The sequence below is a fragment of the Xenophilus arseniciresistens genome, assembly GCF_028023875.1.
GTDB classification, from domain to species: Bacteria; Pseudomonadota; Gammaproteobacteria; order Burkholderiales; family Burkholderiaceae_C; genus Xenophilus; species Xenophilus arseniciresistens.
In genome coordinates, this window is record NZ_JAQIPB010000005.1 from 20,454 (window position 1) to 44,473 (window position 24,020).

Below are 24,020 nucleotides of genomic sequence, written 5' to 3' on the forward strand. Positions count from 1 at the left end.
GAGCAGGGCGTCCTGGGGGCGTCTCAAGTGCGCGGCGACAGCCCGTCCGCCAGCGAAAGGCGATAGGCCCGGATGCCCGGCAGCAGGCTGGCCAGCCAGCCGGCCAGCAGCACGGCGCCGGCCAGCGTCCATTCCTGCGCGGTGGGGGCCGAGAGCGACAGCGTCAGCCCGTGCTGGGCCTGCAGCCAGGGGCCCAGCAGTGCGATGCCTGCTGCCGCCAGGGCCGCGCCCAGCAGCACGCCCAGGGCCGTGACCAGCGCGCCTTCCAGCGCCAGCAGCGCCAGCACATGCCAGGGGCCGGCGCCCACGGCGCGCAGCACGGCCAGCTCGCGGCGGCGTTCGTTCAGGCCCGCCAGCACGGTCGAAACCAGCCCGGCCAGGCTGACCACGCCCACCAGCGCCGACATGGCCAGGAGGGCCTTCTCGCCGGCCCCGATCACCTGCCACAACTCGTCCAGCGCCACGCCGGGCAGGATGCCCATCAGCGGCTCCGCGCCATAGCCGGCGATCCAGCGCTGCACCGAAAACACGGCTGCGCGGCTTTGCAGGCCCACGAGCGCGGCCGTCACCGTCTTGGGCTGCAGGTCGAACTTGCGCACCTGATCGGCCGGGACCCTGAACCCCGGCAGCGGCGCGCCGCCCACCCAGTCGAGGTGGATGGCTTCCATCGCCTGCAGGCTGATGTGGACCGTGCGGTCCACCGGCGTGCCCGTGCGCGCCAGGATGCCCACGACGGTGAAGGGCTTGTCGGCATGCTCGTTGGCCAGGGCGCCGCCGACCGTGCCCGCGCCATGGGCCAGCGTGACGGACTGGCCGACCGTGTAGCCCAGCTGCTGAGCGACGTCGGCACCGAGCACGGCATCGAAGAGCTGCTCGAAGGGCCGGCCCTGCTGCAGCGCCAGCGACTGTCTGGCGCCATAGCGGAAGTGGGTGAAGTAGTCAGTCGTGGTGGCCAGCACCGGAAAGCCGCGATGCGAGTCGCCCAGCGAAATGGGCACCACCCAGGCCACGCGCGGCTGGGCCTGGAGCGCCTGCACGCTCTCCCAGCGCATGTTGTTGGTGGCACTGCCGATGCGGAACACCGAATACAGCAGCAGCTGCGTGCTGCCGGTGCGCGCCCCCACGATCAGGTCGGTGCCCGAGACCGCGGCCGTGAAGTTGGCGCGCAACTCGGTGCGCAGGCGCTCCGTGCCCAGCAGCAGCAAGGTGGCCAGCGCGATTGAAAAGGCGGTGAGCGCGAGCGTGAAGCGCCGGTTCCAGGCGCTGCGCCAGGCGATGGACCACAGCGCGCTCATGGCAGCGCTTCCTGCGCTGCCGCGTTGATACCCGGCAGGCTCACCTGACGCGCGAAGCGTTCGGCGATGCGCCGGTCATGACTGACGAAGACCAGCGCGCTGCCATGGGCGCTGCAGGCCTGCAGCAGCACGTCCAGAAAGGCGTTGCGGTGCTCCTCGTCCAGCGCCGAGGTGGGCTCGTCGGCGATGACCAGTTCGGGCCGGCCCACCAGGGCGCGGGCTGCGGCCACGCGCTGCTGCTGCCCCACCGACAGCTGCAGCGCCGGGCGCGACCACAGCGCGCTGCCCAGGCCCATGCGGCCCAACAATTCTTCGGCCTGCGCGCGCGAGCCCTGCGCGCGGCGCGTGGCGGAAAGGCGCAGCGGCAGCAGCACGTTGTCCATCACGCTCAGATAGGGCAGCAGGTTGAACTGCTGGAAGATGTAGCCCACATGGGCCACGCGCCAGGCATCGCGCGCGCTGCCGCGCAGGGCGGCCCAGTCCTGGCCACGCAGGCGCACCTGGCCCTGCGGCGCCACCAGCACGCCCGCCAGCAGCGACAGCAGCGTGCTCTTGCCGCTGCCGCTGGGGCCGTGCAGGAACACGGCCTCGCCCGGCGCGATGGCGAAATGCGCGATGTCCAGGCAGGGGGTGGGCGCACCGGGCCAGCCGAAGCGCAGGGCGCGCACCTCCAGCAGCGGTTCGGCGGCGCTGCGGCTCACGTTCAACGCGGCCAGCTCAGGCGGCTGGCGGGGCGCTTGAGACTGCGCTTGTGCTGGCCCTCGGAGGTGACGATCTCGGCATCGACCTGGCGCATGCGCGTGAAGGCCTGGAACAGGTCGAGGTCGATGTGCTTGACCTGATCGGCCGAGGTGCAGTTGAAGGCGACGCTGGCCAGCAGCTCGGCGTGTTCGTCCTTGCCGGCGTCCTTCGCGGCGGGCGCATTGGCAGCGGCTGCAGGCACAAGGCCCAGCACCGGGGATTCGAGGGTCACCGGCCCCAGCTTGCAGTTGCCTGCAGGGTCGATCTTGAACAGGTGGTCGGCTGCGCGCAGGCGCGCCAGCGCCTGGTCGACGGTGTTCTTCTCCACGTCGTTGCGCGGCGCGCGCTCGAAACCGACCAGGTTGTCCAGCGGCGTGCGCATCTCCACGATGATGGCCGGGCCTTCGATGGCCACGCCCAGCTCCACCTGGCCATGCACGTGCGCGTGCTGCTGGCCGCGCGCCTGCGCCAGGCTGCCACCGGCACCGGCCAATGCCAGCGCCAGCACGCCCAGTCGCAGGCAGGAAAGGGGCATGCGTTGCTTTTTCTGCTGCTGCTGATTGCTCATCCGTTGGTGTCCACTGCAGTTGTCAGGCCTGCGCGCCGGTGCGCACGGGAAGGCCTGCGGTGTTGCTCCATTCGCTCCAGCTGCCGGCATAGAGCGCCGAGTCTCCGAGCCCGGCGATGCGCATGGCCAGCAGGTTGGGCACGGCGCTCACGCCGCTGCCGCACTGGTGCACCACGGTGGCTGCATCGCGCCCGCCCAGCAGGGCCTCGAACTCGCTGCGCAACTGCGCGGCAGGCTTGAAGCGGCCGTCTGGCCCCAGGTTCTCGGAGAAGGGGCGGTTCAGCGCCCCGGGGATGTGACCTGCGATCGGGTCCAGAGGTTCCACCTCGCCACGGTAACGGGCTGCAGCGCGCGCGTCGATCAGTGTCTGGCCCGGGTCGTCTAGGCGCGCGGCCACGCGCGCCGTGTCCACCAGCTGCAGGCGCGCCGGCTGGAGCACGAAGTTGCTCTGGAAATGGGCCGGCTCCTCGCCCTGGGCCACGGGCTGGCCCGCGGCCTGCCAGGCCTGCAGGCCGCCATCGAGCACGGCCACCGCGCCATGACCGGCCCACTGCAGCATCCACCACAGCCGGCCGCAGTAATTGGCGCCATTGCGGTCGTAGACCACGGCCTGCATGTCGTTGGCAAAACCCACACTCGACAGCCAGGTGGCGAAGCTCTCGCGGCTGGGCAGCGGATGACGCCCGCCCGAGGCCGGCTGGCCCGCTTCCTGCGCGACCACCACCTGGCCCGTGCCACCGGGCCGGCCATGCCTGGCGCTGAGGTCGGCGTCCAGGCTGGCATAGACGGCACCGGGGATGTGGGCCTCCAGGTAGGCCGCGCGGCCCGCTTCGGGCTTCATCAGATCGAAGCTGCAGTCGAAGACCATCAGCCGCGCCTTCTCGTCCAGCAGGGCCTGCAACTGGGCGGTGGTGATCAGGGTGTCGTACATGGCAGAAGCAGATGCGAAAGGACTGGTCATTCTGACGCGGATGCACGTCGGGCGTGAAGGCCCGCCACCCGTTCAGCGCTCTTCGGCCGGCGGGGCCTTGGGCACGGTACGCTGGCGCAGGATGGTGGCCGTGATGCCGCTGCCCACGATCAGCGCCATGCCGATCCAGCCCAGCTTGTCGATGTGGTCATTGAACAGCAGCACGCTGAACAGCGCCGCGAACACGATGCCGCTGTAGTGCAGATTGGCCACCAGCAGCGTGCCCGCGGGTGTGCGCGCGCTGCCATAGGCGCGCGTCATGGCCAGCTGGCCCAGCGAGGCCAGCACGCCGATGGGCAGCAGCCACACGGCGTGGGTCCAGTTCCAGCTCGAGATGCCGGCAAAGCCCATGCCCGCCAGCCCGAACACCGTGGAACCTACCGCAAAGTAGAAGACCACGCGCGCTTCGGGTTCGCCCAGGCGCGAGAGCACCACCACCTGCATGTACGCAAAGGCCGCCACCAGGCCCGAGAGCAGGCCCATCACGCTGGCGAAGCCCTGGTCCTGCGCCACGGAAGGGCGCAGCATCAACAGCACCCCGCCGAAGGCCACCAGCACGGTGAACACCAGCGCACCCTGCAGCGGCGGACGCGACACGTTGCCCGGCCCGCCCACCGCGCGCTGGCGCGGCACCCAGGCCAGCAGCGCGCCGGCCACGAGGAAGACGGCGATCCACACGCTGCTCATGTAGTTGAGCGTCATGGCCGTGGCCAGCGGGATGTGGCCGATGGCGTAGAACCAGGCGCCCAGCGAGGCCGTGCCCACCAGGCTGCGCCAGGCATGGGCGCCCGGGTAGCGCGTGGCCAGCGACACGCCCTGGGCGCGCGCCACGGCCGCCAGGAAGATCACGCTGATCACGCCGCGCCAGAACACCAGCTCGAAGCTGTTGAAGCCCGCCGATGCGAACTTCACGCAGACCCCCATCAGGCTGAAGAACAAGGCCGAGGCCACCATCCAGAGGGCTTGCATATCGAGGGTTCACCCCCCAGGCCGCTTCGCGGCTCCCCCCTCTGCTTCGCGAGGGGGGCGCACCCAGAGGCCTGGCAAAGCCAGTTCCTCGGGTGCCCTGGGGGCTTCGCTGCGCTTGCCGGCTGGGAGCAGCCGTGGGCGCGCAGCGGGGGGTTGATGGGGAATGGATTGGAGCGCTTGGCTCGTGTCAGCGGCGGGCCAGCTTGGCCAGGGCGTCGGGCTGCGCCATGAGGCGGCGACGATACCACTCGTGGAAGTGCTGCATGCCGTCTTCCATGGGGCTCTGGTAGGGGCCGACTTCGTTGTCGCCGCGCTCGTACAGCGCGCGGCGGCCGGCGTCCATGCGTTCGCCGATCTCGTCGTCCTCGATGCAGGTCTCCATGTAGGCCGCCTGCTGGGCTTCGACGAACTCGCGCTCGAAGGCCACGATTTCCTCGGGGTAGTAGAACTCGACCATGTTCAAGGTCTTGTTCGGGCCCTTCGGGTGCAGGGTGGAGACGGTGAGCACATGCGGGTACCACTCCACCATGATGTGCGGGTAGTAGGTCAGCCAGATCGCACCGTACTCGGGCGGGCGGCCGCCGCGGTACTTGAGCAACTCCTCGTGCCAGCGCTGGTAGACCGGGCTGCCTGCGCGGCCCAGGCGGTTGGCCACGCCCACCGTCTGCACCGAATATTCGGGCTTGAACTCCCAGCGCAGGTCGTCGCAGGTCACGAAGTTGCCCAGGCCCGGGTGGAAGGGGCCGACGTGGTAGTCCTCCAGATAGACCTCGATGAAGGTCTTCCAGTTGTAGTTGCACTCGTGCAGCTCCACGCGGTCGAGCTGGTAGCCGGTGAAATCCAACGCCGCGCGCGGGCCCATGTGGGCCAGGTCGGCCTCGATGTCGCGGCCGTTGTCCTCGAAGAGCAGGCCGTTCCATTCGCGCAGGCCCCAGGTGTGCAGGTTCAGGCAGGGGTCCTGCGCGAAATGGGGCGCGCCCAGCAGCGTGCCGGTGGGCGAGGGGCCGGCGGCGTTGTAGGTCCAGCGGTGCAGCGGGCAGATGATGTGGCCGCCGGTCTGGCGGTCCAGCTCACCGCGGCCGCGCAGGATCACGGCCTGCCGATGGCGGCAGACGTTGGACACCAGCTCGATGCCGCGCGGCGTGTGGACCAGCGCGCGGCCTTCCTTTTCCTGGGGCAAGGCGTAGTAATTGCCGGCCTCCGGCACGGCAAGGCGGTGGCCCACGTAACGCGGGCCCTGGGCAAAAAATGCCTGCATTTCGAGCGCGTGCAGCGACTCGTCGAAATAGGCTGAAACCGGAAGTTGGCTCGAAGCCTGCTGCAGTTGAAGACTTAAATCAGACATGGGTGACCTGACCAAGCTCCCCACAGGGAGGGATTGACTGGAAGATGAGCCAGAGCCCCGCCTCTTTCCTGCGACTGAGCCGGCCTGCGAGGAGCAGGGTGCGACGTCTCCGCGGAAAAAGTTGCGCCGACTCGATCCTGTGAAGGAGGCCGGCGCGGGGATGAAGCAGGATTGTACCCCGGTTTTATCCCTTCGAGGGCGCGGAATTGCAGGGCGCTGCAGGGGGCTGCAGGGGGTTTGGGCAGGCGCTCCTAGAATGTCACGTTTCCCTTGACCTTCCCCTGCATGCCCAAGGCTCCCGTCTCCCCAGCGCCCGCGATGTCCGACCCGCCCCTGCCGACCAGCTACGAGGCAGGTGTTCAGGAGCTGGACCAACTGGTGGCGGCCCTGGAAAGCGGACAGCTGCCGCTGGACCAGTTGCTCGTCAGCTACCAGCGCGGCGCGGCCCTGCTGGCCTTCTGCCGTGAACGCCTGCAGGCCGTCGAGGACCAGATCCAGGTGCTGGACGCCGGCGTGCTCAAGCCGTGGCAGGGCGCGTGATGACCGCGGTGCAGCCCTGGTCTGCGGCCGAGCTCGCCGCCTGGTCGAACCCGCGCCTGGCCGAGGTCGAAGCGGCGCTCTCGCGCTGGGTGGGCGTGCAGGCGCCCGCAGGGCTTGGGGAGGCGATGCGCTATTCGGTGCTCGATGGCGGCAAGCGGCTGCGGCCTTTGCTGGTGCTGGCCGCCAGCGAAGCCGTGCAGCCCCTGGCCGACGCCGGTGCGCGTGCCGGCCAGACCGAAGCGGCCCTGCGCGCGGCCTGCGCGGTCGAGCTGATCCATGCCTATTCCCTGGTGCACGACGATCTGCCCTGCATGGACAACGACGTGCTGCGGCGGGGCAAGCCCACGGCCCATGTGCAGTTCGGCGAGGCCGAGGCACTGCTGGCCGGCGATGCGCTGCAGGCCCTGGCTTTCGAGCTGCTGGTGCCCGATGCGACCAACATCCCGGCCGCCGTGCAGGCCCGTCTGGCGCGCCTGCTGGCACAGGCCGCGGGCAGCCAGGGCATGGCCGGCGGCCAGGCCATCGACCTCAAGAGCGTGGGCCTGCGACTGGACGAGGCGCAACTGCAGCAGATGCACCGCCTCAAGACCGGCGCGCTGCTGCAAGGCAGCGTGCAGATGGGCGCGGCCTGTGCGGGTGAACTGCCCCAGGCGGCCGTGGCGGCGCTGAGCGACTATGGCGCGGCCTTGGGCCTGGCCTTCCAGGTGGTGGACGACATCCTCGATGTGGTCGCCGATTCGCAGACCCTGGGCAAGACCGTGGGCAAGGACGCCGCGGCCGACAAGCCCACCTATGTGTCGCTGCTGGGGCTGGACGGCGCGCGGGCCCGGGCCCGCGCGCTGCTCGACCAGGCGCTGCAGGCGCTGGCGCGCTCCGAACTGCCCGACACCCACGCATTGCGAGCCCTGGCCCACATGGTCGTGGACCGCGACAGATAAGAACGCTGAAATGAAACAGCCCCCACGCTTCCCCGCTTCGCGCGGTCCGCTGCCCCCCGAGGGGGTGCGTCAGTGCCTTCGGGCGGCCGGGCGTCACTGACATGGTCCCACTGCTTCCTACGATCAACGACCCGGCGGACCTGCGCAAGCTGGACCGCCCGCAGCTCAAGCAACTGGCAGACGAGGTGCGCGCCTGCGTGCTCGACAACGTCTCCCGCACGGGCGGCCATCTGAGCTCGAACCTGGGCACCGTGGAACTCACGGTGGCCCTGCACTATGTCTTCAACACACCCGAAGACCGCATCGTGTGGGACGTGGGTCACCAGACCTACCCGCACAAGATCCTCACGGGCCGGCGCGAGCGCATGCCCACGCTGCGCCAGCTCGGGGGCATCTCGGGCTTCCCGCAACGCACCGAAAGCGCCTACGACACCTTCGGCACCGCGCATTCGTCCACCAGCATTTCGGCCGCGCTGGGCATGGCCCTGGCCGCGCAGCAGAAGGGCGAGGAGCGCCATGCCATCGCCGTCATCGGCGACGGCGCGATGACCGCCGGCATGGCCTTCGAAGCCCTGAACAACGCCGGCGTGCACGACGATGCGCGGCTGTTGGTCGTGCTCAACGACAACGACATGTCGATCAGCCCGCCAGTGGGTGCGCTCAACCGCTACCTGGCGCAGCTCATGAGCGGGCAGTTCTATGCCGCGGCCAAGCATGTGGGCAAGAGCGTGCTCAAGGCCGCGCCGCCGCTGTTCGAGCTGGCCAAGCGCTTCGAACAGCAGGCCAAGGGCATGGTGGTGCCGGCCACGCTGTTCGAGAAGTTCGGCTTCAACTACATCGGCCCCATCGACGGGCACGACCTCGAATCGCTCATTCCCACGCTCGAGAACATCAAGCAGCTCAAGGGCCCGCAGTTCCTGCACGTGGTGACCAAGAAGGGGCAGGGCTACAAGCTGGCCGAGGCCGACCCGGTGGCCTATCACGGCCCGGGCAAGTTCGACCCCAGCGTGGGGCTGGTCAAGCCGGCCACGGCGCCCAAGCGCAGCTTCACCCAGGTCTTCGGCCAGTGGCTGTGCGACATGGCGGCGCAGGACGGGCGGCTGGTGGGCGTGACGCCGGCCATGCGCGAAGGCTCGGGCATGGTGGAGTTCCACCAGCGCTTCCCGGACCGCTACCACGACGTGGGCATCGCCGAACAGCATGCCGTGACTTTCGCGGCCGGCCTGGCCTGCGAGGGCCTCAAGCCCGTGGTGGCCATCTATTCCACCTTCCTGCAGCGGGCCTACGACCAACTGATCCACGACGTGGCGATCCAGAACCTGCCCGTGGTCTTCGCGCTCGATCGCGCGGGCCTGGTGGGTGCCGACGGCGCCACGCATGCGGGAGCCTACGACATCGCCTACCTGCGCTGCATTCCCAACATGGCGCTGGCCTGCCCGGCCGACGAGGCCGAATGCCGCCAGTTGCTGACCACGGCCTACGAGCAGAACCATCCCGTGGCCGTGCGCTACCCGCGCGGCGCGGGCGTGGGCACCGAGCCCGCGCTCACGCTGCAAGGCCTGCCCTACGGCAAGGGCGAGCTGCGCCGCCAGGGTCGGCGCATCGCGATCCTGGCTTTCGGCACCCTGCTGTACCCCGCGCTGCAGGCGGCCGAAGGGCTGGACGCCACGGTGGTCAACATGCGCTGGGCCAAGCCGCTGGATCTGGCGCTGCTGCTGGAGGTGGCGCAGTCGCATGACTGCATCGTGACCGTGGAAGAGGGCGCCGTGATGGGCGGCGCCGGCAGCGCGGTGGCCGAGGCCCTGCAGCAGGCCCAGCTGCTGCGACCGGTGTTGCAGCTGGGTCTGCCCGACCGCTTCATCGAGCACGGCGATCCGGCCAAGCTGCTGGCGGCGGCGGGCCTCGATGCACAGGGCATCGCGCAATCCATCACGCAGCGTTTCGGCGCGGCATGAGCAAAAACCGGATGCGCAGGGTAAACCCGCAAGAGTACGTGTAAGCACGTTTTTACAATGCCACCGCGCCATCTTTTCAGGGAGGCGTGGTAACGCGGCCAGGCGCCGCGTTTTTTTTGTTTTGAATTGGAGTCCCACTCAATGGATCGTCGTTCCGTCATCAAGAATGCAGGGTTGGCTGGTGTGCTGGCTGCAGGTGTGGCGCCGGCTGTGCATGCCCAAGCGGCCGTGCGCTGGCGTCTGGCCTCGAGCTTCCCCCGCTCGCTCGACACCATCTTCGGCAGTGCGGAAGTGCTCTCCAAGACCGTCAAGGCGCTGTCGGGTGGCAAGTTCGAAATCTCCGTCCACCCCGCCGGCGAACTGATGCCCGCCTTTGGCGTGGTCGATGCGCTGCAGGGCGACAACATCGAGATGGCCCAGTCGGCCGCCTACTACTTCACCGGCAAGGACCCTGTCTTCGCCTTCAGCTGCGCCGTGCCCTTCGGCCTGACCGCGCGCCAGAACACCTCCTGGAAGGAATACGGCGGCGGCCGCAAGCTGCTGGACGATTTCTTCGCCAAGTACAACTTCCGCACCGCCAGCGCCGGCAACACCGGCACGCAGATGGGCGGCTGGTACCGCAAGGAAATCAAGACCGTTGACGACCTCAAGGGCCTGAAGATGCGCATGGGCGGCGGCGTGTTCGGCGAAGCCATGCAGAAGCTGGGCGTGGTGCCCCAGAACATGCCTGCCGGCGACGTCTACCAGGCGCTGGAAAAGGGCACGCTGGACGCTTCCGAATTCGTCGGCCCGCACGACGATGCCAAGCTGGGCTTCAACAAGGTGGCGCCCTTCTACTACTACCCCGGCTGGTGGGAAGGCGGCGCCGACCTGGAGTTCTTCATCAACGTGAAGAAGTTCAACGCGCTGTCGGACGAGAACAAGGCCATCCTGAACGCAGCCATGGCCGTGGCGGCCACCGACATGACCGCCAAGTACGACGCCTACAACCCGATCGCGCTGAAGAAGCTGGTGGCCGAGAAGACGCAGCTCAAGCCCTTCCCCAAGGCCGTCATGGACGCTGGCTTCAAGGCTTCGATGGAAGTCTTCGCCGAGCACGAGGCCAAGTCGGCCGACTTCAAGAAGATCCACCAGAGCATGCGCGCCTTCCAGCGCGACCAGGTGCTGTGGAATCGCTTCTCGGAGTTCCCGTACAACCAGTACGTCAACGGCGTCAAGCTCTGATGGCCTGAGGCCGCGCCCCTTGCGCCACTGCAGGGGCCAGGCTTCTCGCATCCCCACCAAGAAAGCCGCGCAGTGCGCGGCTTTCTTGCGTCTGAGGGGGCTCAGAGCAGCAGCAGGGCCAGCGCGGCCATCGCCGTGGGCAGCAGCGCGCCGGCCAGCAGGCCCAGGGCGCTCACGGTCTCGTCGGCGAAGCCATGCTTGAGCAGCGCCACGCCGGCCGGGTTGGGCGCGTTGGCGATCACGGTGAGGCCGCCGCCGGCCACTGCGCCGGCCATCAGCATGTATTTGGCCTGATCGCTCATGCCCGTGATCAGCGAGCCCAGGTAGGTGAGCGCCGCGTTGTCGGTGATGGCCGTCAGCCCCAGGGCGCCGAAGAACAGCGCCAGCGGGCTCAGGCTTTCGACGATGGGCTGCAGCCACCATTGCTGCATGCCGCCCAGCACCACCAGGCCGGCCAGGAAGAAGCCCACGAGCAGCGCCTCCTTGAGGATGAGCGGGCTCTGATGGCGCTCGTAGGCCTGGGTGAAGCCCAGGAACATCAGGAACAGGCCTAGGAAGATCACGGGATGGTGGGCGAAGAGCACCACGCCGCCCAGCAGCAGCGCATGCACGAGCACCACCGGCGTCGGCACACGCGCATCGGCGGGCTCATGATCGCGCGGCACGGGCGCTGCGCGCAGATGGGGCCGCAGCACATAGGTGGCGAGGGTGGCGTTGACCAGTACGGCCAGCGCCGCCTTCCAGCCGAAGTTCAACAGCATGAAGGCGCTGTCCCAGCCCCAGGTGGCGGCCACCATCAGCACCGGCGGCGCGGCATAGGCCGTGAGCGTGCCGCCGATGGAGACGTTGACGAAGAGCACGCCCAGCGCCAGGTACTTGGGCGCCTCGGGGATGTTCCTGCGGAAAATCTGCGGCGCCAGCAGCAGTGCGGCGATGGTCATGGCGGCCGGCTCCGTGATCAGCGAGCCCATCAGCGGCACGGCGGCCAGCCCCAGCCAGGCAGTGGCCAGCGGCGTGGCCACCGGCAGCCGCGCCGCCAGGGCGTTCACGGCGGCGATCACGGTGCGCAGCACCGGCCGCGAGGCGGCCATCACCATCACCACCACCACGAACAGCGGCTCGGTGTAGTTGCGGGATTCGGCATAGGCGAGGGCCTCGCCACCGCCGGCCACCAGCGCCATCACCACGACCAGCACGATGGCCCAGAAGCCGAAGACGACCTCGACTTCACCGAGCAGGTGGAACACGCCCGCATGGCGGGGAAAGCGATGGGAGAGGCGCTCGAACTGCTTGGCCGTGAAGGTGTGCAGCAAGGCGAGGGCGAAAAGGAGGGCGGAGATCCAGTGCAGGGTGTCAGGGTTCATTCGTGCGGACAGCGGGAAACCGCGAGGCGGCCCGACCATTCGCTGTACCTGCCATGCCCGAGGCGGCACAACACCCGCTGGCGATTTTACCGGCCGCAGCGCTCTGGCAGGCCCATGCGCCGCGGGGCCAAAAGGAAAAGGCCCGTGCCGGAGCACGGGCCTTTTCAGTGGGGCGCAGCCCTGCAAAGCAGGGCAGGCCTCAGTTCTTGGGCGCCGTCTTCATCGAATCCTGCAAGGCCTTGAGCGGATCGTCGGCGGTGGCTTCGGGCGCCGCGGCGCCGCTGTCCGGCTGCGGCTGGGCCTCGGGTGCTGCTGGTGCGCCGGGCGCCTGCGGCTCATCGGAGCCATAGCCACCATCGGTGCCGTAGCCGCCGCTCTGGCCTTCGCCCGGCTGCAGGCTTTCCAGCATCTGCTCGCCCACGGCCTTGAGGTCGTAGGTCTGCGCCTTGTCCAGGCTGCCCGTGACCAGGTTCGGGAAGGCGATCATCATGCCGACCATGAAGAGCTGGATGAACAGGAAGGGGATCGCGCCCTTGTAGATCTGCATGGTGGTGACGGGGTCCATCACCTTCTTGGTCACGCGGTCCACATAGGGCTTGTCCGGTGCCACCGAGCGCAGGAAGAACAGCGCGAAGCCGAAGGGCGGATGCATGAACGAGGTCTGCATGTTCATCGCCAGCAGCACGCCGAACCAGATCAGGTCGATCCCCAGCTTGTCGGCCACCGGCGCCAGCAGCGGCACCACGATGAAGGACAGCTCGAAGTAGTCCAGGAAGAAGGCCAGGAAGAAGACCATCACGTTGACCACGATCAGGAAGCCGACCTGGCCGCCCGGCAGGCTGGACAGCAGGTGCTCCACCCAGATCGGGCCGTCGGCGGCCTGGAACACCAGGCCGAAGATGGTGGCGCCGATCAGGATGAACATCACGAAGCTGCCCAGCTTGGTGGTGGCGGCCAGCGCCTGCTTGAGCAGGTTCATGTCCAGCCGCTTGCGGGCCCAGGCCATGACCAGCGCGCCGATGGCGCCCATCGCGCCGCCTTCGGTGGGCGTTGCGATGCCCAGGAAGATGGTGCCCAGCACCAGGAAGATCAGCAGCAGCGGCGGGATCAGCACGAAGGTCACGCGCTCGGCCAGGCGAGAGAGCAGGCCCAGCTTGGCGTACTTGTTGATCAGCGCGATCAGCAGCGCCACGAAGGTGCCGCCGCACATGGCGACCACGACCTTCTCGTCGGTGGCCACCGAGGTGATCTCCTTGCCCAGCCACCAGGAGTGCACCTCGGGCATGTGCCGGGCCAGGAAGACCGACACCAGGAAGGAGATGACCATCAGCACCAGCAGCGACTGGTAGCCGCCACTGCCGTTGGGCTCGCGGTAGATGCGCGCTTCGGGCGGCAGGGCCGGCACGCTGGCCGGCTTGAAGATGGCCAGTGCCGCGATGTAGGCCACATAGCAGCCCACCAGCATGAAGGCCGGCACGAAGGCGCCCTTGTACATGTCACCCACGCTGCGGCCGAGCTGGTCGGCCATGATGATCAGAACCAGCGAAGGCGGGATGATCTGCGCGAGCGTGCCCGAGGCCGCGATCACGCCGCTGGTGAACTTCCGGTCATAGCCGTAGCGCAGCATGATGGGCAGCGAGATCAGGCCCATCGAGATCACCGAGGCGGCCACCACGCCCGTGGTGGCGGCCAGCAGCGCGCCCACGAAGACCACGGCCAGGGCCAGCCCGCCACGCATGGGGCCGAAGACCTGGCCCACGGTGTCGAGCAGGTCCTCGGCCATGCCGCTGCGCTCCAGGATCAGGCCCATCAGCGTGAAGAAGGGCACGGCCAGCAGCGTGTCGTTGGCCATGATGCCGATCAGGCGCTGCGGCAGCCAGGCCAGCACCGAGGAGGGGAACACGCCCAGCTCGATGCCGATGATGCCGAAGGTCAGGCCGCAGGCGCCCAGGCTGAAGGCCACCGGGAAGCCCAGCAGCAGGAAGACGATGAGCCCCGCGAACATGATCGGGGCGAAATTGGCAGTAATGAACTCCATGACGATGCGTCCTTCGCGTCAGCGCTGCGGGGCCGGGCTCACGCCGGCGCGTTCTTCGGCAGCGGCGCGTTCGCGCAGCACCTCGGCCAGTTCTTCCTCGGCCGTCTTCTCGCCGGCCTTGACCGTCGGGTCCGGGCCGTCGCCCGTGAGGAAGGCCAGGCGCTTGATCAGCTCCGACCAGCCCTGCAGCATCAGCAGCGTGAAGCCGATGGGCAAGGCCAGCCACACGGGCCAGCGGATCAGGCCGCCGGGGTTGCCCGACATCTCGCCCGAGGCGTACTTCTGCATCAGCATGGGCACGCAGTAGTACAGCACCAGCAGGCACACCGGCGTCAGGAAGAGCGCGAAGCCCACGATGTCTATCCAGATCTGCGCCTTCTTGGGCAGGCGGCTGTTGATCACATCGATGCGCACATGCTCGCGGTTGAGCAGCGTGAAGCCCGCCGCCACCAGGAAGGACCAGGCGAACAGGTACCACTGCACTTCAAGGAACGCATTGGAGCTGGTGTTGAAGATGTAGCGGACCAGCGCATTGAGCGCGCTGATGGCCGTGGAGGCCATGATCAGCCAGATCACGACCTTGCCGACCTGGACGTTCAACCAATCGATGCTGCGCGCAAGCTTCAGCAAACCCTGCATGTCTACTCCTCCTTTGGTGTGGATGCCATCCCATGCTGGGCGCCGCCGATAGGCAATGCGCGACACATGAGCCAGATACGACTGCACCCGGCGCGCCGGCTTTGTGAGTCGACGGGTCGGGTGCAAGAAGCGGCGCATTGTAAGCAGTGGTTGCGGACGCTCCATGGGGGCATCCCGGGTGGTGTGCCGCGGCGGGCCGTGCACCCCGGCAAGGGGTCAATAATGGCCCATGCCCCTGTTCGAGCCGATGGCCACCCGCATCGATTCACCGGCCATGCGCGAAGCCGGCGCGCCGCTTCTTTCGCTGGCGCTGATGGACGCGCGCAACCACACGCTGCGCCTTCTGTCCTGGCTGGACCACGCGTTGGCGGCCGATGGCCCGCGGCGCATGGCCGAGCTGCCCCCCGAATTGCCGCCCCCGCATTGGCTTGCGGGCCACATCGGCTGGCTGGCCGAGGCCTGGATCGCCCGCAACACGCAGCGTGCGCTGGGCGCGGCCTGCCCGGCGCGGCCCACGCGCCTGGCTTCGCTGGACGCGGGCGCCGATGCGGCCTGGGACCCGCAATGCTGTCCGAGCGCGCAGCGTGCCGGCGCCGATGTGCCCGCGCTGGAGCAGGCGCGCGCCTACCTGCTCGACACGCTGGAAGGCACGCTGGAGCTGCTCGAACGTGCCGAGCCCGACGACGCCGGCCTGTACTTCTACCGCATGGCGCTGTTCTACGAGGACTGGTGCGGCGAGCAACTGCAGGTGATCGGCCAGACGCTGGGATTGGCCCCCGACCTTCCCGAGCCGACGGCGCGCGTGGCGCGCGAGCCGCTGTGGCTGCCGGCCACGACGTGGACCGTGGGCTGGGGCGCCCGCGCGGGCTTTCACTGGGCGCAGGAAGGCGGCGCGCTCGAGTTGGCGGTGCCCGAATTCGAGATCGACGCGCAGGCCGTCAGCTGGCAGCAGTACGCGGAATTCGTGGCCGATGGCGGCTATGACCAGGCCTCGCTCTGGCACCCCGAAGGCTGGGCCTGGGTGCAGGCGCAGGACCGCCGCGCGCCGCGCCATGTGGCGCAGATCGGCGCCCATGCGGGCGCCGACGCCACCGTGCTGGCGCAGCGCGGCGGGCGGCTGGTGCGCCTGCCGGGCGGCCAGCCGGCACAGCACCTGAGCTGGTGGGAGGCCGATGCCTGGGCCCGCTGGGCAGGCCGGCGCCTGCCCACCGAGGCCGAATGGGAGGTGGCTGCGAGCACCGCTGCGCGGCGCGGCTTCATCTGGGGCGAGGTGCAGGAATGGGTGGCGAACCGCCTGCAGCCCTGGCCCGGCTTCGCGCCCGATCCGTGGAGCGCCGGCACGGCCCTGGACCCGCAGCCGGCCTGGGGCCGCGCGCGCGTGCTGCGCGGTGCCAGCAGCGCCACCCACGCCCGCGCGCGCAGCGTGCGGGCGCGCCTGTTTGCCGACCCTGGCACCGACACCGGCTTCACGGGCTTTCGCACCTGCGCCATCTAGGGCCTGATGCGCGCGGCCTTCAGCGCGTCGCCGAAATCGCCCGCGCCGGACTGAGCATGTCGCGGATGCGATGCGCGATCTCGTCGACGCGGAAAGGCTTGCTGATCATCTCCATGCCGGGGCCCAGGAACTGCGCACGGTGGGTGGCGTATTCGGAATAGCCGGTCATGAACAGCACGCGCAGCTCGGGCCGGTGCAGCCGCGCGATCTCGGCCAGCTGGCGCCCGTTCACGCCGGGCAGGCCCACGTCGCTGACCAGCAGGTCGATGCGGGTGTCCGAGCGCAGGATGGGCAGCGCCGCCCGGCCGTCGGCGGCCTGCAGCGTGGCATAGCCCATCTCGTGCAGCAGCTCCAGCACCAGCAGCCGCACGCCGGGGTCGTCTTCCACCACCAGCACCACCTCGCCCTGGCCCTGCGGCAGGGCGCTGGGCTGGGCCGGCGTGGCCGGCGCGACGGGCAGGGCATCGGCCTCGGGGGCGTGCGGCAGCAGCAGCGTGACGGTGGTGCCCTGGCCCGGCGCGCTGTCGATGCGCGCATGGCCGCCGGCCTGCTGCGCAAAGCCGTAGATCATCGACAGGCCCAGCCCCGTGCCCTGGCCCAGCGGCTTGGTGGTGAAGAAGGGGTCGAAGGCCTGGGCCAGCACGTCGGCCGGCATGCCGGTGCCGGTGTCGCGCACGGCGATGGCCAGGTAGGGGCCGGGCCGCAGCCCGTCGATGTGGCGGACCTCGGCCTCGCCCAACTGGACGTTGCTGGTGGACAGGTGCAGCTCGCCGCCATGGGGCATGGCGTCGCGGGCGTTGATGGCCAGGTTCAGGATCGCGCTTTCGAGCTGGCTCTCGTCGCCGAAGGCGGCGCGCGCATCCTCGGCCAGATGCAGCTGCAGCCGGATCTGCTCGCCGAGCGTGCGCGTCATCAGCTCCTCCATCGAGCCGATCAGGGCATTGACGTCCACGGCCCGCAGATCCAGCGACTGGCGGCGCGAGAAGGCCAGCAGCCGCTGCACCAGCGAGGCTGCGCGCGAGGCCGACTGGGTGGCGCTGTCCATGAAGCGCTGCAGGTCGTCGACCTGGCCCTTGGCCACGCGGCGGCGCATCACTTCCAGCGCACCGGTGATGCCCTGCAGCATGTTGTTGAAGTCATGCGCGATGCCACCGGTGAGCTGGCCGATGGCCTCCATCTTCTGGCTGTGGCGCAGCCGCTGCTCGGACTCGCGCGCCGCCGTCACGTCACGCCCTACGGCGTGGATGAAGCCTTCATGCGGCACGGCCGACCAGGAAAGGGTACGCTGGCTGCCGTCCTTGTGCAGCCAGCGGTTCTCGAAGCGCGTAAGCACCTGGCCTTCGGCCATGCGGTCCAGCTGCACGGCCGAGAACTGGCGGTCTTCCGGTGCCACCAGCTCCAGGATCGGCCGGCCCACCATCTCGTCCTCGCTCCAGCCCAGCAGCGCATGCCATGCGGGGTTGACGGCCTCCACGCGGCCGTCCAGGCGCGTGATCACCATGACGTCGGTGGCCAGGCGCCAGAGCCGGTCGCGTTCGCGCGTGCGCTGCTCCACACGCTGCTCCAGCGTGGCGTTGAGCGCTTCGAGGGCGCGGCGCGACGCGTGGCGCTCGGTCACGTCCTGCACCACGCCGCGCATCAGCACCGGGCGGCCCTGTTCGTCGCGCACGATCTCGGCCCGGCGCGCCACCCAGCGCCGGGCGCCGTCATTGGCGCGCAGGATGGGGAACTCCACCACCAGTGGCGCGTCGCCGCTCAGGCGCTCCACGTGGGTGGACATCTCGTCGCCCGGGTCCAGCGGGTCGTGCGGCGCGCGCAGCGCCTCGATCTGCGAGGAGGGGATGACGGCCTGCTCCGGCAGCCCGAACAGGCGGCAAAAGCCCGGGGAGGCATAGACGCAGTCGCGCTGGATGTCGAGCTGGAAGACGTTCACGCCGCCGGCTTCCTGGGCCATGCGGCCCTGCTCGTGCAGCTCGCGCAGGTGCACTTCGCTGGCCGCCAGTGCCTGCGCCGCGCGCACGCGGTCGGTGGTCTCGCTGACCACGCACAGCACGCCCGCCACGCGGGCGTCCGCTTCGCGGATGGGCGAGTAGGAAATGTCGAAGAAGACCTGCTCCAGATGGCCGTGGCGGTTGATCTGGAAGGGCCGGTCGCGCGCGGCCACGGTTTCTCCCCGGGCCAGCACGCGGTGCAGCAGCGAATGAAGGTCGTCCCACAGCTCGCCCCAGTGCTCCACGGCGGGGCGGCCCATGGCCGCCGGATGCTTGGCGCCGATGGTGGGGGCGTAGGCATCGTTGTAGAAGGCCACGAACTGCGGCCCCCAGAACAGCACGATCTGGGCCTGCGAGGGCAGGATCAGGTCGATGGCGCCGCGCAGCGCGGCCGGCCAGTCGGCCTGCGGGCCCAAAGGCGTGTCCCCGGCGCCCAGGGCCCGGATGCGGGCAGCGGCGTCTCCTGCAACAAAGGGCCAGGCTTGAAAAGACGACGCAAGGGACATGGATGGCGGGGCGTTTTGGGCGCGATTATGAGAAGCCCCCGGGCACCTCCTTGTCAGCCGGAAGCGCGACTGGCCCTGGGGTGCAGGCCCCATGCAGGCTCTCCTGGCGTGCGTTCTCAGCCCACGACCCGGCCTGCGTCCAGCTCCACCACCGCCTGGGCCAGGGCCTGCACGTCCTGCGGGTCGTGCGTGACGATCAGCACGGGCACCGGCACGCGCGAGAGCATCTGGGCCAGCTCGGCCCGCAGCCGCGTGCGCAGCGCGGTGTCCAGTGCCGACAGCGGCTCGTCCAGCAGCAGCAACCGGGGCTGGGCCGCCAGCGCGCGCGCCAGGGCCACGCGCTGGCGCTGGCCGCCCGAAAGGCTGCGCGGCATGGCGTCGCGCAGCGCCTCGATGTCGAAGCGCTGCAGCAGCGAGTCGATCTGCGCCCGGGCCTCGGGCTCGCGCGCGCCGAAGCGCAGGTTCTGCAGCACGCTCATGTGCGGGAACAGCGCGTAGTCCTGGAACACATAGCCGATGCGGCGCAGCCGTGCCGGCAGGTTCACCCCGGCCTGGCTGTCCATCAGGCTGCGGCCCTGCACGCGCACGTGGCCCCGCGCTTCGGGCAGCAGCCCCGCCACCGCCTGCAGCAGGGTCGATTTGCCCGAACCCGATGCGCCCAGCAGCGCCGTGCGCATGGCGCGGCTCTCGAAGGCCGCGTCCAGCGCGAAGTGGCGCTCGCCGGCACGCAGCGTGGCGCGCACATGCAGTTCCAGCACCGGGGGGGCGAGCGGATCGGGCGGGTTCACGTCAGTGCCTGGCCTGCAGAAGACGGCTGGCGATGACCAGCAGCACGATGCACACGGCCGAAATGAGCAGCGTCAGCCGCAGGGCCAGCGGGTCGTCGCCGGCCTGCACGGCACTGTAGACGGCCACCGACAGCGTCTGCGTGCGCCCCGGCAGGTTGCCCGCGATCATCAGGGTGGCGCCGAACTCGCCCATCGCACGCGCAAAAGTCAGGGCCAGCCCGGCGCCGATGCCGCGCAGCGCCAGCGGCAGGCTGATGCGAAAAAAAACCTCCCACTCGCGCGCGCCCAGCGTGCGCGCGGCCTGGGCCAGGCGGATGTCCGTGTCTTCAAAGGCCGCGCGCGCGGCCTTGTAGATCAGCGGCAGCGCGACCACGGCCGAGGCCAGCACCGCGCCCTGCCAGGTGAACAGCAGCGTGATGCCGAAGCTGCTTTCGAGCCAGCGGCCCAGCGGCCCCTGGCGGCCCACCAGCACGATCAGGTAATAGCCCACCACCGTGGGCGGCAGCACCATGGGCAGCAGCAGCGCGGCGTCGAGCACCGCATGGCCCGCAAAGCGCCGCCGTGCCATCCACCAGCCCAGGCCAATACCCAGCATGCCCGCCAGCGCCGTGGCCAGCAGGGCCACCTTGAGCGTGAGCCACAGGGGAGACAGCATGTGCCGCCGGGATCAGGGCTGCGAGAAGCCGAAGCCCTGCAGGATCTTCTGCCCCTCGGCACTGCGCACGAAGGCGATGAAGGCCCGGGCCGTGGCTGCCTGCCGGCTGGCGGCCAGCTGCGCGATGGGGTAGCTCACGGGCGAGGGCGTGGGCACGGCGAAGGCGACGCGCGTCTGTTCCTTGCGAACGATCGCGTCGGTGCGGTAGACGAAGCCCGCGTCGACCTCGTCGCGCGCCACGTAGTCCAGCACCTGGCGCACGCTTTCGCCGAAGATCCATTTGGGCTGCAGGGCCGTGGCCAGGCCGGCCTGCTCGACCACGCCCATGGTGTAGCGCCCCACGGGCACCGAGGCCGGCGTGCCCGCGGCGATGCGCCTGTAGGCCGGAGCCTCCAGGTCCTTCAGCCGGACGGGCACCTGGGTGCGCGCGGCCGGCACGATCAGCACCAGCTCGTTGCGCACGAAGTCGGCGCGCGAGCCCTCGGCGATCAGCCCCGCGGCCACGGCCTTGTCCATGGTCGGCTGGTCGGCCGAGGCGAACACGTCCACCGGCGCACCCTGCTGCATCTGCGCCAGCAGCGCGCCCGAAGCCGCAAAGTTGAAAGTCACCTTGCGGCCGGGGTGGGCCTGCTCGAAGGCCTTGCCCACGCTCTGGAAGGCATTGGTCAGGCTGGCGGCCGCAGAGACGATGATCTCCTGCGCCCACAGCGAGGAAGAACCCAGACCGAGCAGGGCGGCAAGGCCGAGCTGGCGCAACCAGGGACGTGCAGACATCAGGCAGAGCTCCTATCGCTATTCATTTGTGGAATAGCGAAATGGTAGCAGCCCGCGCGTGCCGGCGGGCTGCGGGCCGATCGCACAATGCCGCCCATGCAGCAACGCAGATCGTCCAACCCACCCCGCGGGCCGGAACGTCCGGCGCTGGCCCAGGCCCTGGGCCACAGCGCGGCCGACCGGCGCATCCTCATCCTGCGCGGCATTGCGGCCACGGGCAGCATCTCGCAGGCCGCCCGCGAAGCCGGCGTGAGCTACAAGGCCGCGTGGCAGGCCGTGGCCACGCTGACCAACCTGGCCGGCGTGCCGCTGGTGGAGCGCGTGGTGGGCGGTGCGGGCGGCGGCGGCGCGCGGCTCACGGCACAGGGCCAGGCGCTGCTGCAGATGGCCCAGGCCTACGACGGCGCGCGGCGTGCCGTGGCGCAGCCGGGTGCGGCAGGCAGTGCGGCTGCCGGGCTGCGCGTGCGCACCAGCATGCGCAACCAGTTGCCCGGCACGGTGCTGGCCGTGGCGCGGCAGGGCCGCCAGGCGCTGGTGCAGATCGCGCTGGGCGAGGGCGGTGCGGCCGATGATGCGCTCGCGTGCCTGCAGGCCAGCATCACGCAGGAAAGCGCCGAACTGCTGGGGCTGGCGCCGGGCCTGCCGCTGATCGCGATGTGCAAGGCCACGGCCGTGCGCATGGGCGCCGCGGCGGATGCGCCGCCGGCCGAAGGCGCCGGCATCAACCGGCTGGGCGGTGTGGTGGCCGAGGTGTTCAAGGCCGCGCGCTCACCCGGCGCGTGGGCCGATGCGCAGGGCGATGAACTGACGCTCACGCTGGCCGGCAGCGGCCTTGCGCTGGTGGGCTTTGCCGCTCCCGGCGTGGCGCTGCGCCGCAGGCAGCGCGCGTGGGCCGAGCTTGATGCGTCGGCCGTGGTGCTGGCCCTGCCGGGCTGAGCGCTTTCTATCCGCCCAACTGCGCCAGCGGCGCGCGCACGTCGTCGGCCGAGCCCGGGCGCACCACGCGCGCCACTTCCTGGCCGTCGCGCAGGAAGATCAGCGTGGGCCAGAGCTTGACGCGGAAGCTGCGGCCCAGCGGGCGGCCGCTGCCGTCTTCCACCTTGAGGTGCTTCAGGCCGGCCGGCGCATCGGCCAGCGCCTCGGTGATGGCAGGTTGCGCGGCCTTGCAGATGCCGCACCAGTTGGCGCCGAATTCCAGCACCGCGAGGCCGGGCTGCGCGTCCACCTCGGCGCGCGTGGGTTGTTCGGTGGCGTAGGGAGTGCTCATGGGGCCATTGTGGGCCGCGGCAGGGCCGGCCGGCTGTAGTCGATGGCCTTGCCTCAGCGGCGCGGCCGCGCCGCGCCCAGTTGCCGGTACACGGTGGCCCGGCTCACGCCCAGTGCGCGCGCGGCTTCCGCCACGTTGCCATGCGCATCGCGCACGGCCTGCTCGATCAGCCGGCCCTGCAGCTCGCGCAGGCGCGGCGGGGCCGGCTGCGCGGCCGGCATGCGCAGGCGCCCGTGCTCGGGCCGCCAGGCCCGCGCCTGCAGCCGCAGGCCCGACCACAGCGGCAGCTCCACCGGTTGCGGATGGCGCGCCGCGGCATCGAACAGCAGGCCCACGGGCACCGCCAGCAGCTCGCTGGCGTGGCTGCCGGCGCCCGCGCGCAGCGGCAGCAGCTGCCGCGCCGTGGCATTGGCGCCCAGCACCTGGCCGTCGGCATCGAGGGCCAGCAGGCCATCGCGGCTGGGCGGGCCGCTCTCGTCGTCGGCCCAGGGCGGCCCCAGGCCGCCGGGCCAGTTGATCTGCAGCCACAAGGCCGCGGGCAGGCTGCGCAGCAGGCCCTGGCCGATGGCGCCGGCCGCCTGCTGGGCCAGGTGCTGCAGTTCGGGGCGTTCGGCCACGTCCACGCCGGTCAGGTCCAGCATGCCTGCGCAGCGGCCGTCGGCATCGAAGATGGGCGCGCCCGCGCAGGTGTAGAGGCTGGTGTCGTCGAAGAAATGCTCGGCCCGGTGCAGCCATACGGTGCGGTGCTCGGCCAGTGCCAGGCCGATGGCCGTGGTGCCCACCGCGGCTTCGGACAGGTCGACGCCGACGCGCGCGATGTCCAGCGCGGCGCGTGGCGCGTCGGCGGCCAGCGCGGCGGTGGCGATCACCACGCCCTGCGCGTCGGTGAGCATGGCGAAGTAGCGCGTGCCGGCGATGGCGCGCGCCAGTTGGGCCAGCACCGGTTCGGAGGCCTCGCGCAGCGGGCGCTGGCGCTCGGCCGCGGCGCGCTGGCGCGGCTGGGGAACGGGGTCGAAGACGATGCGCTGGCCAGGCCGACGGCCCTGTTCCAGGCAGCGCTGCCAGGAACGCGTGATGGCGCTGTCGATGCCGGCGGGCGCATGCTGGCCGGGGCGCGCGGGCTCGCCGGCCAGCCAGTGGCGGCGCGCGAGCGCGATCGCATCGGCGCGCTCGCGCACCAGGGCCTGCGCCTGCGGGCGCGGCTGGAGGAAGGCCATGCGCTTGTCTCCGGCTGATCGTCGTCGTTGTCGTGGGCGCCTGGGCTCGGGCCGAGCAGCCCGGCGCGGCGGGGCTGTTCCATTTTGAGAATTTCGGGCGGCCGCCGCAACGATCCGCGGGTTTTGCCTAGGCTGGCCGGCCAGGGCGCTGCCGACCATGCCATGGCCGCACGCCTGCGGCGCGCCCCGTGTGTACAGGGCGCGCGGGCAGGGCCACAGCCATCTCATCGCACGGAGACAGCCAACATGCAGGTATCCCTCACCGTCAACGGGCGCGAAGTCACGATCGACGCGCCGCCCCACACCCTCCTAGTCCAGGCCATCCGAGAGCATCTTCGGCTCACGGGCACGCACGTGGGCTGCGACACGGCCCAGTGCGGGGCCTGCACCGTGCACCTGAACGGCCGCGCGATCAAGTCCTGCAACGTGCTGCTGGCCCAGGTGGCCGGCGCGCAGGTCACGACCATCGAGGGCCTGGCCCAGGCCGACGGCACCTTGCACCCGATGCAGGCGGCCTTCAAGGAGTGCCATGGCCTGCAATGCGGCTTCTGCACGCCGGGCATGGTGATGAGCGCGATCGACCTGTGCCGGCAGCACCCCGGCGCCAGCGAGGAGGAGGTGCGCTCGCTGCTGGACGGCAACCTGTGCCGCTGCACGGGCTACCAGAACATCGTCAAGGCCGTCCGCACGGGCGGGCAGGCGATGGCGAACCAGCCGGCTTCGGCCTGAAAGGAGCACGAC

At 70.2% G+C, this 24,020-nt stretch carries 22 protein-coding genes; 7 read left to right on the forward strand and 15 right to left on the reverse strand.

Annotation, left to right across the window (positions count from 1 at the left end; translation table 11 throughout):
• Positions 1-23: 23 nt before the first annotated feature.
• The 6 genes from PGB34_RS12425 to PGB34_RS12450 all read right to left on the reverse strand — a co-directional run bounded on the left by PGB34_RS12425 (position 24) and on the right by PGB34_RS12450 (position 5,888).
• Positions 24-1,295: an ABC transporter permease gene (locus tag PGB34_RS12425; protein WP_271428413.1), complete on the reverse strand. Its 1,272-nt coding sequence runs from the start codon at positions 1,293-1,295 to the stop codon at positions 24-26.
• Positions 1,292-2,002, reverse strand: a complete 711-nt coding sequence (locus tag PGB34_RS12430; protein ID WP_271428414.1) for an ABC transporter ATP-binding protein — start codon at positions 2,000-2,002, stop codon at positions 1,292-1,294. Before PGB34_RS12430 ends, PGB34_RS12425 begins: the two co-directional genes overlap by 4 nt.
• Positions 1,999-2,571, reverse strand: coding sequence for a DUF2796 domain-containing protein (locus PGB34_RS12435; RefSeq protein ID WP_271428415.1), 573 nt, complete (start codon positions 2,569-2,571; stop codon positions 1,999-2,001). Before PGB34_RS12435 ends, PGB34_RS12430 begins: the two co-directional genes overlap by 4 nt.
• A gap of 55 nt (positions 2,572-2,626) precedes the next feature.
• Positions 2,627-3,535 (reverse strand): sulfurtransferase, encoded by a 909-nt coding sequence (locus tag PGB34_RS12440; RefSeq protein ID WP_271428416.1) that lies wholly within the window; start codon positions 3,533-3,535, stop codon positions 2,627-2,629.
• A gap of 72 nt (positions 3,536-3,607) precedes the next feature.
• A complete protein-coding gene (locus PGB34_RS12445) occupies positions 3,608-4,543 on the reverse strand; it encodes a DMT family transporter (protein WP_271428417.1) in 936 nt (311 codons plus the stop codon).
• 187 nt (positions 4,544-4,730) lie between these two features.
• Entirely contained in the window at positions 4,731-5,888 is a 1,158-nt protein-coding gene (locus tag PGB34_RS12450; protein WP_271428418.1) for an aromatic ring-hydroxylating oxygenase subunit alpha, read from the reverse strand.
• Between the two features lie 285 nt (positions 5,889-6,173).
• Between PGB34_RS12450 and xseB the strand changes: the two genes are divergently transcribed.
• The 4 genes from xseB (at position 6,174) to PGB34_RS12470 (ending at position 10,545) form a co-directional block, all read left to right on the forward strand.
• Entirely contained in the window at positions 6,174-6,428 is a 255-nt protein-coding gene (gene xseB / locus PGB34_RS12455) for an exodeoxyribonuclease VII small subunit (protein WP_271428419.1), read from the forward strand.
• Positions 6,428-7,366, forward strand: coding sequence for a polyprenyl synthetase family protein (locus PGB34_RS12460; protein ID WP_271428420.1), 939 nt, complete (start codon positions 6,428-6,430; stop codon positions 7,364-7,366). The genes xseB and PGB34_RS12460 overlap by 1 nt, the downstream gene beginning before the upstream one ends.
• Positions 7,367-7,467: 101 nt before the next feature.
• Complete coding sequence (gene dxs / locus PGB34_RS12465) at positions 7,468-9,321, forward strand: 1-deoxy-D-xylulose-5-phosphate synthase (RefSeq protein ID WP_271428421.1); 1,854 nt, start codon at positions 7,468-7,470, stop codon at positions 9,319-9,321.
• Positions 9,322-9,462: 141 nt separating this feature from the next.
• Positions 9,463-10,545 (forward strand): TRAP transporter substrate-binding protein, encoded by a 1,083-nt coding sequence (locus PGB34_RS12470; protein WP_271428422.1) that lies wholly within the window; start codon positions 9,463-9,465, stop codon positions 10,543-10,545.
• Positions 10,546-10,646: 101 nt separating this feature from the next.
• On the opposite strand, the gene PGB34_RS12475 is transcribed toward PGB34_RS12470, so the two are convergent.
• The 3 genes from PGB34_RS12475 to PGB34_RS12485 all read right to left on the reverse strand — a co-directional run bounded on the left by PGB34_RS12475 (position 10,647) and on the right by PGB34_RS12485 (position 14,586).
• Complete coding sequence (locus PGB34_RS12475; protein ID WP_271428423.1) at positions 10,647-11,909, reverse strand: putative Na+/H+ antiporter; 1,263 nt, start codon at positions 11,907-11,909, stop codon at positions 10,647-10,649.
• 199 nt (positions 11,910-12,108) lie between these two features.
• Positions 12,109-13,947 carry a TRAP transporter large permease gene (locus PGB34_RS12480; RefSeq protein ID WP_271428424.1) on the reverse strand — a complete coding sequence of 613 codons (1,839 nt, stop codon included), beginning with the start codon at positions 13,945-13,947 and terminating at the stop codon, positions 12,109-12,111.
• 18 nt (positions 13,948-13,965) lie between these two features.
• The gene (locus PGB34_RS12485; protein ID WP_271428425.1) at positions 13,966-14,586 is read right to left on the reverse strand and encodes a TRAP transporter small permease subunit; all 621 of its coding nucleotides are present in this window, start codon (positions 14,584-14,586) and stop codon (positions 13,966-13,968) included.
• A gap of 229 nt (positions 14,587-14,815) precedes the next feature.
• Here PGB34_RS12485 and PGB34_RS12490 point away from each other — a divergent pair, with 229 nt between their 5' ends.
• Entirely contained in the window at positions 14,816-16,081 is a 1,266-nt protein-coding gene (locus PGB34_RS12490; protein ID WP_271428426.1) for an SUMF1/EgtB/PvdO family nonheme iron enzyme, read from the forward strand.
• A gap of 19 nt (positions 16,082-16,100) precedes the next feature.
• Here PGB34_RS12490 and PGB34_RS12495 read toward each other — a convergent pair whose 3' ends face one another.
• From PGB34_RS12495 to modA, 4 genes are all read right to left on the reverse strand, one after another.
• The gene (locus PGB34_RS12495) at positions 16,101-18,488 is read right to left on the reverse strand and encodes a PAS domain S-box protein (protein WP_271428427.1); all 2,388 of its coding nucleotides are present in this window, start codon (positions 18,486-18,488) and stop codon (positions 16,101-16,103) included.
• A 206-nt stretch (positions 18,489-18,694) separates the two neighbouring features.
• Positions 18,695-19,366 carry an ATP-binding cassette domain-containing protein gene (locus PGB34_RS12500; RefSeq protein ID WP_271428428.1) on the reverse strand — a complete coding sequence of 224 codons (672 nt, stop codon included), beginning with the start codon at positions 19,364-19,366 and terminating at the stop codon, positions 18,695-18,697.
• A 1-nt stretch (position 19,367) separates the two neighbouring features.
• Positions 19,368-20,021 carry a molybdate ABC transporter permease subunit gene (modB, locus tag PGB34_RS12505; RefSeq protein WP_271428429.1) on the reverse strand — a complete coding sequence of 218 codons (654 nt, stop codon included), beginning with the start codon at positions 20,019-20,021 and terminating at the stop codon, positions 19,368-19,370.
• 12 nt (positions 20,022-20,033) lie between these two features.
• Positions 20,034-20,795: a molybdate ABC transporter substrate-binding protein gene (gene modA, locus PGB34_RS12510; protein WP_271428430.1), complete on the reverse strand. Its 762-nt coding sequence runs from the start codon at positions 20,793-20,795 to the stop codon at positions 20,034-20,036.
• 96 nt (positions 20,796-20,891) lie between these two features.
• On the opposite strand from modA, the gene PGB34_RS12515 reads away from it, so the two are divergent.
• Complete coding sequence (locus tag PGB34_RS12515) at positions 20,892-21,731, forward strand: TOBE domain-containing protein (RefSeq protein WP_271428431.1); 840 nt, start codon at positions 20,892-20,894, stop codon at positions 21,729-21,731.
• 7 nt (positions 21,732-21,738) lie between these two features.
• Here the strand turns inward: PGB34_RS12515 and PGB34_RS12520 are convergent, their stop codons facing one another.
• The gene (locus PGB34_RS12520) at positions 21,739-22,062 is read right to left on the reverse strand and encodes a thioredoxin family protein (RefSeq protein WP_271428432.1); all 324 of its coding nucleotides are present in this window, start codon (positions 22,060-22,062) and stop codon (positions 21,739-21,741) included.
• Between the two features lie 53 nt (positions 22,063-22,115).
• Complete coding sequence (locus tag PGB34_RS12525; RefSeq protein ID WP_271428433.1) at positions 22,116-23,279, reverse strand: helix-turn-helix domain-containing protein; 1,164 nt, start codon at positions 23,277-23,279, stop codon at positions 22,116-22,118.
• 246 nt (positions 23,280-23,525) lie between these two features.
• Between PGB34_RS12525 and PGB34_RS12530 the strand changes: the two genes are divergently transcribed.
• Complete coding sequence (locus PGB34_RS12530; RefSeq protein ID WP_271428434.1) at positions 23,526-24,008, forward strand: (2Fe-2S)-binding protein; 483 nt, start codon at positions 23,526-23,528, stop codon at positions 24,006-24,008.
• The last annotated feature ends 12 nt before the right edge of the window (positions 24,009-24,020 follow it).

Bases quoted from the DNA above. Each gene is read 5' to 3' on its own strand.
- PGB34_RS12530 (WP_271428434.1), top strand. From the start codon at position 23,526: ATGCAGGTATCCCTCACCGTCAACGGGCGCGAAGTCACGATCGACGCG.
- PGB34_RS12425 (WP_271428413.1), bottom strand. From the start codon at position 1,295: ATGAGCGCGCTGTGGTCCATCGCCTGGCGCAGCGCCTGGAACCGGCGC.
- PGB34_RS12435 (WP_271428415.1), bottom strand. From the start codon at position 2,571: ATGCCCCTTTCCTGCCTGCGACTGGGCGTGCTGGCGCTGGCATTGGCC.
- PGB34_RS12520 (WP_271428432.1), bottom strand. From the start codon at position 22,062: ATGAGCACTCCCTACGCCACCGAACAACCCACGCGCGCCGAGGTGGAC.
- modB (WP_271428429.1), bottom strand. From the start codon at position 20,021: ATGCTGTCTCCCCTGTGGCTCACGCTCAAGGTGGCCCTGCTGGCCACG.
- PGB34_RS12525 (WP_271428433.1), bottom strand. From the start codon at position 23,279: ATGGCCTTCCTCCAGCCGCGCCCGCAGGCGCAGGCCCTGGTGCGCGAG.
- PGB34_RS12490 (WP_271428426.1), top strand. From the start codon at position 14,816: ATGCCCCTGTTCGAGCCGATGGCCACCCGCATCGATTCACCGGCCATG.
- dxs (WP_271428421.1), top strand. From the start codon at position 7,468: ATGGTCCCACTGCTTCCTACGATCAACGACCCGGCGGACCTGCGCAAG.
- PGB34_RS12515 (WP_271428431.1), top strand. From the start codon at position 20,892: ATGCAGCAACGCAGATCGTCCAACCCACCCCGCGGGCCGGAACGTCCG.
- PGB34_RS12475 (WP_271428423.1), bottom strand. From the start codon at position 11,909: ATGAACCCTGACACCCTGCACTGGATCTCCGCCCTCCTTTTCGCCCTC.
- PGB34_RS12440 (WP_271428416.1), bottom strand. From the start codon at position 3,535: ATGTACGACACCCTGATCACCACCGCCCAGTTGCAGGCCCTGCTGGAC.
- PGB34_RS12480 (WP_271428424.1), bottom strand. From the start codon at position 13,947: ATGGAGTTCATTACTGCCAATTTCGCCCCGATCATGTTCGCGGGGCTC.
- modA (WP_271428430.1), bottom strand. From the start codon at position 20,795: ATGTCTGCACGTCCCTGGTTGCGCCAGCTCGGCCTTGCCGCCCTGCTC.
- PGB34_RS12470 (WP_271428422.1), top strand. From the start codon at position 9,463: ATGGATCGTCGTTCCGTCATCAAGAATGCAGGGTTGGCTGGTGTGCTG.
- xseB (WP_271428419.1), top strand. From the start codon at position 6,174: ATGCCCAAGGCTCCCGTCTCCCCAGCGCCCGCGATGTCCGACCCGCCC.
- PGB34_RS12450 (WP_271428418.1), bottom strand. From the start codon at position 5,888: ATGTCTGATTTAAGTCTTCAACTGCAGCAGGCTTCGAGCCAACTTCCG.
- PGB34_RS12445 (WP_271428417.1), bottom strand. From the start codon at position 4,543: ATGCAAGCCCTCTGGATGGTGGCCTCGGCCTTGTTCTTCAGCCTGATG.
- PGB34_RS12460 (WP_271428420.1), top strand. From the start codon at position 6,428: ATGACCGCGGTGCAGCCCTGGTCTGCGGCCGAGCTCGCCGCCTGGTCG.
- PGB34_RS12485 (WP_271428425.1), bottom strand. From the start codon at position 14,586: ATGCAGGGTTTGCTGAAGCTTGCGCGCAGCATCGATTGGTTGAACGTC.